The sequence below is a fragment of the Pseudomonas sp. NPDC089741 genome (assembly GCF_044748825.1).
Classification (GTDB): Bacteria; Pseudomonadota; Gammaproteobacteria; order Pseudomonadales; family Pseudomonadaceae; genus Aquipseudomonas; species Aquipseudomonas helmanticensis.
The window spans coordinates 317,314-327,290 of record NZ_JBIVGT010000004.1 but is presented as its reverse complement, the minus strand read 5'-3'; the positions used below and the strand labels follow the sequence as shown (position 1 = coordinate 327,290).

5 protein-coding genes and 1 pseudogene are annotated in these 9,977 nt (G+C 61.6%); 2 read left to right on the top strand and 4 right to left on the bottom strand.

Going from position 1 to position 9,977, the window contains the following annotated elements:
* Window positions 1-1,267 (bottom strand): annotated as a pseudogene (locus ACIPZE_RS07060) (hypothetical protein); the annotation flags it as partial.
* Window positions 1,268-1,462: 195 nt separating this feature from the next.
* On the opposite strand from ACIPZE_RS07060, the gene ACIPZE_RS07055 reads away from it, so the two are divergent.
* Window positions 1,463-2,359, top strand: coding sequence for an NAD(P)-dependent oxidoreductase (locus tag ACIPZE_RS07055; protein WP_400772119.1), 897 nt, complete (start codon window positions 1,463-1,465; stop codon window positions 2,357-2,359).
* Here ACIPZE_RS07055 and ACIPZE_RS07050 read toward each other — a convergent pair.
* Both ACIPZE_RS07050 and ACIPZE_RS07045 read right to left on the bottom strand, forming a co-directional pair.
* Window positions 2,250-4,532 carry a putative bifunctional diguanylate cyclase/phosphodiesterase gene (locus tag ACIPZE_RS07050; RefSeq protein WP_400772117.1) on the bottom strand — a complete coding sequence of 761 codons (2,283 nt, stop codon included), beginning with the start codon at window positions 4,530-4,532 and terminating at the stop codon, window positions 2,250-2,252. The genes ACIPZE_RS07055 and ACIPZE_RS07050 overlap by 110 nt on opposite strands.
* A 149-nt stretch (window positions 4,533-4,681) precedes the next feature.
* Complete coding sequence (locus ACIPZE_RS07045) at window positions 4,682-5,050, bottom strand: YkgJ family cysteine cluster protein (protein ID WP_034155003.1); 369 nt, start codon at window positions 5,048-5,050, stop codon at window positions 4,682-4,684.
* A 301-nt stretch (window positions 5,051-5,351) separates the two neighbouring features.
* Between ACIPZE_RS07045 and ACIPZE_RS07040 the strand changes: the two genes are divergently transcribed.
* On the top strand, window positions 5,352-6,701 hold the full coding sequence (locus tag ACIPZE_RS07040; RefSeq protein ID WP_129390207.1) for an MFS transporter: 1,350 nt from the start codon (window positions 5,352-5,354) through the stop codon (window positions 6,699-6,701).
* Window positions 6,702-6,947: 246 nt separating this feature from the next.
* Here the strand turns inward: ACIPZE_RS07040 and rapA are convergent, their stop codons facing one another.
* Window positions 6,948-9,794 carry an RNA polymerase-associated protein RapA gene (rapA, locus tag ACIPZE_RS07035; RefSeq protein ID WP_400772115.1) on the bottom strand — a complete coding sequence of 949 codons (2,847 nt, stop codon included), beginning with the start codon at window positions 9,792-9,794 and terminating at the stop codon, window positions 6,948-6,950.
* Window positions 9,795-9,977: the final 183 nt, after the last annotated feature.

Sequence of the window (9,977 nt, the reverse complement as noted above, 5' to 3'; positions counted from 1 at the left end):
ACGCTCCTGGCGCGCACGCTCCGTCGTCGGCCTGGGCGCGTGCGGCGTGCGGGGCCTGTGTGGGGGGAGCCGCTGCGTGTGCGGGGGGGGGGGGGGGGGGGGGGGCGGGGCGCGGGGGGGGGGGGGGGGGGGGGGGGGCGGCGGCGGGGCGCGCGCCCCGCGCCCCCGCCCGCCCGCCCGCCCCCCGACCCCCCCCGCCGCGGGCTTCGCCGCTCTCGTCGTGGGCGCACTGCAACGAGACCGCCCCAGCTCCCGAGAGGTATTTGCACAGCAGGCGACCGGCGTTGATGTGCAGCGCCTCGGACATTTCGCTGCGATGGTCGGAAATGTTCGGCAGCACGCAAATGCCGCTGGTGAAAATCGGTTCGAACACGAACGAATGACCGCTCTTGCCGTCATGCTCGTCCCTCGGCTTGGTGTCGAACGTCTTGTTCATGTACGAGTGCTGCTGGGCCAGACCGAATTCCGAGGCCATGCCCGAACCGGTACCGCCGCCGGCACTGAAAATCGAGAAATACAGGCGCGACTGGTTTGCCTTGATCCCGCAGCTGTCGATCAGGTACGAGTGGATCATTTTCCAGTCAGGGCTGGAGAAGCGCTGGGTATCCTTGTTGAGGATGATCTTCGCCAGATACTGGCCGAGGATCGGCGCGTTACCGGCGCCACCGGCGTGGACTTCGGACAAGTCCATGATCTTCATTTTGCTGTAGTCGCGCAGGAAGCCGCTTTTCTCGCCCTTGCGCGAGAAACGGATGCGCCCGGCAATGTCTTTGTCGAGGTCGCCGAGCATCACCAGCGGCTCGACCAGGAACACCGGTTTGCTCGCCTTGTTGTTGCCGATGCGCAGGTTGTTCTTGATCCACTGCGCCGGGCTGTAGCCCTTGTCGGCCGATCGGCGATCCGCCGCACGGTCTTCGTTGTTGAATTCGTTGAGGTAGAACTTGCGCGCGTTGTACACCAGTTCCGCGACGTCGAGGGCGATGTTGGAGCCGCAGCGACCGAGGCCGATCAGGCACACCGATGGGAATTCCTGATCGTTGTGCTGTTCGTTATCGCCTTCCAGGTGCGGCGGGCGCGGGAACACCAGATCACGCAGGCCGTCGAGATTGTCGAGGATGCGGTCGGTATTGGTTTCGGTGAAGTACAGGTATTGCTGGGTCGACAGCGGGCGCGACGGGACCAATGGCTTCGACGATGAAGGGCTGTTGGCGGCAGGGCTCAACGTCAGATCGGATACCGAAGTGGCGGGATTGTTTTTAGAAGTCATTGTGCGCCATATACCTGGACTGGGTTGGTGCGCTGGCCGATGCCTGCGAACCTCACGGAATAAGATCTCGCGTCTTTTTTGCGCGTATGTGGCCCGAGCGTCAGGGACTTGGCCTGATTGTCGCTGGGGGGAATCCTTTCCTGATCGTTGTTGAATCGGCCATTATTCGGCGATCTTTAATCGAAAAGAGGCAAAATGATGTCAACGCTACCTTCGTTGGGGTTCGCCGGAATCGGTCTGATGGGGCTGCCCATGTGCCGGCGTCTGTTGGCGGCGGGTTATCCGCTGACCGTGTGGAATCGCAACCCGGCCAAGTGCGCGCCGCTGGTCGAGGCCGGTGCCCGGCAGGTGGCGAACCCCGCCAATTTGTGCGAACACGCGGACATCGTGATGTTGTGCCTGGCGGATACGGCGGTGGTGCGTGAGGTGGTGTTTGGCGCCGGCGGTATCGCCGAAGGTGCGAAAAGCGCCCAGTTGCTGGTGGACTTTTCCAGCCTCGAACCCACCGCCACGCGCGAGATGGCGGCGGAGCTGGCCGAGAAAAGCGGCATGGCCTGGCTGGATTCTCCGGTGTCCGGCGGCGTGGTCGGCGCCGAAGCGGGCAGTCTGGCAATCATGGTCGGCGGCGCGGCGGCGGACCTTGAGCGCGTGCGCCCGGTGCTGCTCAATCTTGGTCAGCGCGTCACGCACATGGGCGGCATCGGCGCCGGGCAGGTGACCAAGGCCTGCAATCAGATGATCGTCGCCTGCAATGCGTTGGTGATCGCTGAAGTGGTCGCGCTGGCCGAACAGGCTGGGGTCGATGCAAGCCTGATCGCCGAAGCGCTGGCCGGTGGTTTTGCCGATTCGAAACCGTTGCAGATTCTCGCCCCGCAAATGGCCGAAAGCCGTTTCGAACCGATCAAATGGCATGTGCGCACGCTGCTCAAGGATCTCGACACGGCGGTGAAATTCTCCCGTGAACAAGGCTCGGCAACGCCGATCAGCGGATTGGCCGCACAACTGATGCGCCTGCATGGGGCGCAGGGCTTTTTGGCAAAGGATCCAGCGACACTGGTGCAAATGTACCGCGCGCCAGACTCAACGGATTGACCGCATGAGAGTGCTTGCGCTGATTGATTTCCTCCAGCACCGGGCGCAGCTCGTCCAGCGGCACCGGGCGGCTGAGCAGGTAGCCTTGAATGAAATCGCAACCCGAGCGCTCGAGAAACTCGTATTGCTCCAGGCTTTCCACGCCTTCGGTAACCACCTGCAGATGCAGGGTGTGCGCCATGACGATGATTGCCTGGACGATCTCCATGTCCGCCGTGGCATTGGGAATGTCGATGATGAACGAACGGTCGATTTTCAGCGTGTTGAGCGGCAGACGCTTGAGGTAAGCCAGCGACGAATAACCGGTGCCAAAGTCGTCGATCGACAGTGATACGCCGAGGGCGCGGATCTGCCGCAACAGCACCAGCGTGTTGGCAATATTGCCCATCAAGGCATTTTCGGTGACTTCCAGTTCCAGTCGTTCCGGTGCCACGCCGGCAGTGCGCAGCGCGCTTTCGATCTCGATGGCCAGCTCTTCGCGGGCGAGATTGAGGGGCGAGCAGTTCCAGGCGATTTTCAATTCATCGCAGCCATGGCGCGACAGTTCGCCGAGGTCCTTGCAGGCGCGGCGCAGCACCCAATTGTCCAGTTCGGCGATCAATCCGTTGTTTTCGGCGATGCTGATAAAGCGGTCCGGCGTCAGCAAACCATGCAACGGATGCTGCCAGCGAATCAGCGCTTCGAGCTTGGTCACCCGGCCGGTTTTCAGTTCGAAGATCGGCTGGTAGTAGAGCATCAGGCCGTTTTCTTCGCGCAGGGCATGACGCAGTTCCTCCTCGAGTTGCAGCTCCAGGGTGGCGCGGTTTTTCAGGTTGCAATTGAAAAAGTGCAGGCCGTTGCGCCCGGCACCTTTTGATTGATACAGCGCCAGGTCGGCGTGCTTGAGCAGTTCTTCGCAGGTGGTGCCGTCTTCGGGAAACAGGCTGATGCCGATACTGGTGGTCATGACCATGCGCCGTCCGGCCAACTCGATCGGCTCTTTCATCTTCAGCATGATGCGCTGCGCCATGTTGCGGGCTTCTTCGCGGTCATGCAGGCCGATCAGAATGCAGAACTCGTCACCGCCAAAACGCGCGACCACGTCCTCATGGCTGCGCACCGAACCTTTGATGTGGTTGGCGATGACTTTCAGCAACTCGTCACCGGCGTCATGGCCGAGGCTGTCATTGATCCGTTTGAAGTGGTCGATGTCGAGGAACATCACCGCGAGCATGCCGCCTTCACTGGCTTTCTGGCTGAGTTTTTCGGCGAAGATCTGATTGAAGCCGCGACGGTTGATCAGGTTGGTCAGGGCGTCGTAATTGGCCACTTGCTGTAGCGACATGCGCGCCTGATCGAGCTGGCTGAGCAGGGCGTTGACCCGGCGCAGGTCGTGCTCCTTGTTTTGCAGTTTCTTGTCGGCCAGGGCGGCGCTGATCGCACTGCCAAGGATCAACAGCGTGATCAGCGCCACCGTCAGGCCGAGTTGCAGATGACTGCTCTCGACCGCCAGGACCGGCACAGGGCCCTCGGGCAACACCAGGCGCAATGCGGCCATGCCGGTGAAATGCATGCTGATGATGCCGGCACCGAGAATCAGCGCGGCGCTGTACTTGAGCATCTGATGGCCGAGGCCACTGCCTTCACGCAAGTAACCGGCCACCCATAACGCGGCGAAACTGGCGCCGATGGCAATCACCACTGAAAGGCAGAACAGCAGCGGTTGGTAATAAGCGGTAGCGACCGATTGCATCGCCGCCATGCCGACATAATGCATGCCGGCAATGCCGAGGCCGATGACGATCGCGGTTTTCAGGTACTGGATCAGACTCGGCTGCGGCTCGCTCAACGTGTGCATCGCCAGCCAAGAGGCGAGCAGGGCGATCAGCAGGGAGAACAGGGTAATGGCGAGGTCGTACTGGATTTCGATCGGCGCCTGGAAGGCCAGCATGCCGATGAAATGCATGGCCCAGATGCCACCGGCCAGACAGGTTGCGCCGATCCAGCGCCACAAACGTTGCGAGCGGGGATCTTCGGCATGGCCCACCCTCTCCGCCATATCGAGGGTGGCAAAACTCGCCGCGCAGGCGACCAGATAGGCCACCAGCACCAGCAAGGGATTATGGGTGCAATCGAGAATGACCTGCCCGCTCTCCGGCAGCTCGGTAACAAACTGCAAACCAAGCCACTCCATAGCATGCCCCGTCTCTGAAGTCGTCCTGACTGCGCGGTGAACGCAGGCGAATGACTGGAGTATAGAGGCGGTTTTCAGGGAGCAAGCGGTAGTGGCACATTGGCGCTAATGATTTCGTCATTAGCGTCATAGCGATTGGCGCTAAAGGCTCAGGCGATCTGTTCGAATGGGATTTGCGCCCAGTCCGGTTGCAGCGGCGGCAAGCCGAAGCGTGCACGGGCCTTGTCGCAATCGACATTCTGTTCGCCGTTTTCCCAAGACGATTCGAACTCGCGGCAAGGGCTGGAGCGCAATTCATAAATCGAGCACTTCACCTCGCTGCCGACCTCGCCGACCAATGCCGTGCAGCGTGGCGATTTGCAGTCGGTGCCGTTCATCGCCACCCGGCTCGGGCTGATCTGCGTGACCAGTTCATCGGGCACCGTGCCGCCGGAGGACGCGCATTCACCCCAGAAAAAAGACACACGAAAATGGGAACAACAGGCACCGCAATTCAGACACGGACTGACTTCGGACATGGACGGGGGTATCAAAGGGATTGATCGGGAGATCCGGACGGATCCGGCGGCTATTCTAGGCTTCGCCACAGCGTTGGGAAGGGGGGCGCGAAACTATTTTTTTGTGCCAGGATTTTGCTGCAAAAGCCCCGGTTTTCGGGGGATTGCAGACTTATCAAGGGCTTACGTTTCGTTACAGTGGCATGGCCCGATATCAGGCAGACGAATGATCACAGACAGCTTCCGACGGGCTGACTAGATTGCAGGTTCCGGGCTCGGATGCGTTGGCAGTGAAGCCCTATAACAATAAAGAGACGGACCCATGCAGAACTCGACCCAAGCGGCGAATGCCTGGCGCATTCTGTTCCTGCTGTTCCTCGCCAACCTGTTCAACTTCTTCGACCGCACCATTCCGGCGATCATCATCGAACCGATCCGCATGGAGTGGCACCTCAGCGATTTTCAACTGGGGATTGTCGGTACGGCATTCACCATTGTCTACGCGATCGCCGGCCTGCCTTTGGGGCGCATGGCCGACACCGGCTCGCGGCGCAAACTGATGGGCTGGGGCCTGGCGACGTGGAGCGCGCTGACGGCGGTCAACGGACTGGTCGGCAGTTTCTGGAGCTTCTTGATCGTGCGCATGGGCATCGGCATCGGTGAAGCCAGTTACGCGCCGGCGGCCAACTCGCTGATCGGCGATTTGTTCCCGGCGCATCGTCGGGCGCGGGCGATGGGCATTTTCATGCTCGGTCTGCCGCTGGGTCTGTTGTTGGCGTTCTTCACCATCGGCGCGATGGTCAAGGCGTTCGACAGCTGGCGCGCGCCGTTCTTTATTGCGGCGGTGCCGGGGCTGATCCTCGCGATCTTCATGTTCTTCATTAAAGAGCCGAAGCGCGGCGCGGCGGAATCCGTGCAGGTTTCGCAAGAGCGAGTCGACAAGCCGATCCGGCGGATTCTCGCGGTGCCGACCTTTCTCTGGCTGGTGCTGGCCGGGTTGTGCTTCAACTTCGCGACTTATGCCTGCAACTCATTTCTGGTGCCGATGCTGCAGCGCTATTTCCTCATGCCATTGCAGGAAGCGGCGGTGGCCACCGGGATGATCGTCGGCGTCACCGGGCTGGTGGGTTTGACGCTGGGCGGCTGGATTGCCGACAAGATTCACCAGCGCGTGGCCAACGGGCGACTGCTGTTCGCGGCGTTCAGCCTGATTATTTCGACGCTGTGCACGGCGTGGGCGCTGCATGCCGGGCGTATCGAGATCGGTGTGTTTGTCGCGGTATTCAGTGTTGGTTGGCTGTTTGCCTACAACTTCTACACCTGTGTTTACACGGCGATTCAGGACGTGGTCGAACCGCGCCTGCGGGCGACGGCGATGGCGTTGTTCTTTGCCGGGTTGTATTTGCTCGGTGGTGGTTTGGGACCGGTGGTGGTCGGTGGCTTGTCCGATCACTTCGCCCACACGGCGATGCTCTCGGCGGGCGCTGAGCAGATGACCGAGGCGTTCAAAGCGGTCGGGCTGCATGATGCGATGTATCTGATTCCGGTGGCGCTGTTCTTGACCATGGTTTTTCTGTTTATGGCAGCGCGGTGTTTTGTGCGCGATGCGCAGCGGATGAAGGAGGGGCTGGTGGCGGTGGTTGAGCCAGAGGTTGTGGCGGCGACTGCTTGAGATCAAAAGATCGCAGCCTTCGGCAGCTCCTACATGGGAATGCGGTTTCCTGTAGGAGCTGCCGAAGGCTGCGATCTTTGCTTGATCGTTCCCACGCTCTGCGTGGGAATGCAGCCCGGGACGCTCTGCGTCCCTTTCCAGAGCTGGAACGCGGAGCGTCCCTTGAGGCATTCCCACGCGGAGCGTGGGAACGATCGGCCCGCATCGCTGCGGGCCTTGTTGTTTTTGGCGGTGGAGCGGGGCGGTTTAACCCGCCACCAACACCCGAATCGCTTCCAGACGCAACGCCGCTTTATCCAGCATCGCCAGACCCTGCTCACGCTGCTCACGCAACGCCACCAGTTCGCTGTCACGTACGGTCGGGTTGACCGCTTGCAACGCGGTCAGGCGCGCCAGTTCTTCGTCGGTGTCGGCCGCCAGACGGCGACGGGCCTCGGCCACGCGCTCGGCGTGACGCGGGGCGATCTTGTCTTCACCGGCGTTGATCCGTGGCGTCAGCTGATCGCGCTGGGCCTGGATGAACTTGTTGGCGCTGGCACGCGGCACGCTTTCCAGCTGATCGTTCAGCGTTTCGAACGAGACGCGAGCCGACAGGTCGTTGCCGTTGGCATCAAGCAGGCAGCGCAGGGCGGCCGGCGGCAGGTAACGGCCCAGTTGCAGCGAACGCGGGGCAACCACTTCGCTGACATACAGCAATTCCAGCAGCACGGTGCCTGGCTTCAACGCTTTGTTCTTGATCAGCGCGACGGCGGTGTTGCCCATCGAACCGGACAGCACCAGGTCCATGCCGCCCTGCACCATCGGGTGTTCCCAGGTGATGAACTGCATGTCTTCGCGCGACAGCGCCTGATTGCGGTCGTAAGTGATGGTCACGCCTTCGTCGTCGCCCAGCGGGAAGCTGGCGTCGAGCATTTTCTCGCTCGGCTTGAGGATCAGCGCGTTTTCCGAATGGTCTTCGCTGTCGATGCCGAACGCGTCGAACAGGGTTTCCATGTAGATCGGCAGGGCGAACTGATCGTCTTGCTCAAGGATGTCTTCGACCAGCGCTTCACCTTCGCCAGCGCCGCCGGAATTGAGTTCCAGCAGACGGTCGCGACCGGTGTGCAGCTCGGCTTCGAGACGCTCGCGCTCGGTGCGCGCTTCGTCGATCAGCGCTTGCCACTCGCTATCATCAGCTTCTTCGAGCAGCGGCAGCAGGCGCGGGCCGAACTGGTGCTGCAAGGCGTTGCCGGTCGGGCAGGTGTTGAGGAACGCGTTCAACGCTTCGTGATACCACTGGAACAGGCGCTCTTGCGGGCTGGTTTCCAGGTACGGCACGTGCAGTTCGATGATGTGCTTCTGGCCGATCCGGTCGAGACGACCGATACGCTGCTCGAGCAGGTCCGGGTGCGACGGCAGATCGAACAGTACCAGGTGGTGAGCGAACTGGAAGTTGCGACCCTCACTGCCGATTTCCGAGCAGATCAGCACTTGCGCGCCAAACTCTTCGTCGGCGAAGTACGCGGCGGCGCGGTCACGCTCAAGGATGTTCATGCCTTCATGGAACACCGTGGCCGGGATGCCGGAACGCACGCGCAGAGCGTCTTCCAGGTCCATTGCGGTTTCGGCGTGGGCGCAGATCACCAGCACTTTGGTGCGCTTGAGCATTTTCAGCTGATCGATCAGCCACTCGACGCGCGGGTCGAATTTCCACCAGCGTTCTTCTTCGCTGGCGTCTGGCTGCGACTGGAAGCTGACTTCCGGGTATAGCTCGGCGTGATCGCCCAGCGGCAGTTCGAGGTATTCGTCCGGGCACGGCAGCGGGTACGGATGCAGTTTGCGCTCCGGGAAACCCTGCACGGCCGCGCGGGTGTTACGGAACAGCACGCGGCCGGTGCCGTGACGGTCAAGCAGTTCGCGGACGAGGCGGGCGCTGGCTTCAGTATCGCCGTCGTTGACCGCGGTCAGCAGTGCTTCGCCTTCATTGCCGAGGAAACCCTGAATGGTTTTGTGCGCTTTGGCCGAGAGACGGCCCTTGTCGAGCAGTTCCTGCACGGCTTCGGCCACCGGGCGATAGTTGTCGCTCTCGGCGCGGAAGGCAGCCAGGTCATGGAAACGGTTCGGGTCGAGCAGGCGCAGACGGGCGAAGTGGCTGTCCTGGCCGAGTTGTTCCGGGGTGGCGGTGAGCAGCAGCACGCCCGGGATGACTTCGGCGAGTTGCTCGACCAGCGAGTATTCGGCGCTGGCTTTTTCTTCGTGCCAGACCAAGTGGTGGGCTTCGTCGACCACCAGCAGATCCCAACCGGCGGCGAACAGAGCGTCCTGCGCTTTCTCGTCATCGACCAGCCATTCCAGCGCGACCAGCGCCAGTTGGGTGTCTTCGAACGGGTTGGCGGCATCGCTTTCGATGAAGCGTTCTTCGTCGAACAGCGCGACTTGCAGGTTGAAGCGGCGGCGCATCTCGACCAGCCACTGGTGCTGGAGGTTTTCCGGAACGAGGATCAGCACGCGGTTGGCGCGGCCCGAGAGCAGTTGGCGATGGATCACCAGACCGGCTTCGATGGTTTTACCCAGACCCACTTCGTCCGCCAGCAGAACGCGCGGCGCAATACGGTCAGCGACTTCACGGGCGATGTGCAATTGGTGCGCGATCGGTTGCGCACGCACGCCACCCAGGCCCCAGAGCGACGATTGCAACTGGCGGCTGGTGTGTTCGAGGGTGTTGTAACGCAGCGAGAACCACGCCAGCGGGTCGATCTGCCCGGCGAACAGACGGTCGCTGGCCAGACGGAACTGGATGAAGTTCGACAGTTGGGTTTCCGGCAGGGTGACGGCTTCGTTCTGCCCGTTGAGACCGTGATAGACCATCAGGCCGTCGACGTCGTCGACTTGCTGCACGGTCATCTTCCAGCCTTCGAAGTGGGTGATGCTGTCACCCGGCGAGAACCGCACGCGGGTCAGGGGCGCATTCCGTAGCGCGTACTGGCGGGTTTCGCCAGTGGCCGGGTAAAGCACGGTCAACAAGCGGCCGTCCTGTGCCAGAACGGTGCCTAAACCAAGCTCTGCTTCGCTGTCACTGATCCAGCGTTGCCCCGGTTGATACTGCTGCGCCATGCTGCCTGACTCCCACCTTGAAAAAGCGGGCTATCTTAACGGAATGCAGGCTTCAGGGCCAAAGATTACTGGGTAGGAGCTGCCGCAGGCTGCGATCTTCTGATCTTGGGGAACACTTGGAATCCGTGTTGTCCCATTAAAAGATCGCAGCCTGCGGCAGCTCCGGCAGCTCCGGCAGCTCCT

What these genes read in the sequence shown, in the direction of transcription:
- ACIPZE_RS07055 (WP_400772119.1), top strand. Translation starts at nt 1,463, where the DNA reads ATGATGTCAACGCTACCTTCGTTGGGGTTCGCCGGAATCGGTCTGATG.
- ACIPZE_RS07050 (WP_400772117.1), bottom strand. Translation starts at nt 4,532, where the DNA reads ATGGAGTGGCTTGGTTTGCAGTTTGTTACCGAGCTGCCGGAGAGCGGG.
- ACIPZE_RS07045 (WP_034155003.1), bottom strand. Translation starts at nt 5,050, where the DNA reads ATGTCCGAAGTCAGTCCGTGTCTGAATTGCGGTGCCTGTTGTTCCCAT.
- ACIPZE_RS07040 (WP_129390207.1), top strand. Translation starts at nt 5,352, where the DNA reads ATGCAGAACTCGACCCAAGCGGCGAATGCCTGGCGCATTCTGTTCCTG.
- rapA (WP_400772115.1), bottom strand. Translation starts at nt 9,794, where the DNA reads ATGGCGCAGCAGTATCAACCGGGGCAACGCTGGATCAGTGACAGCGAA.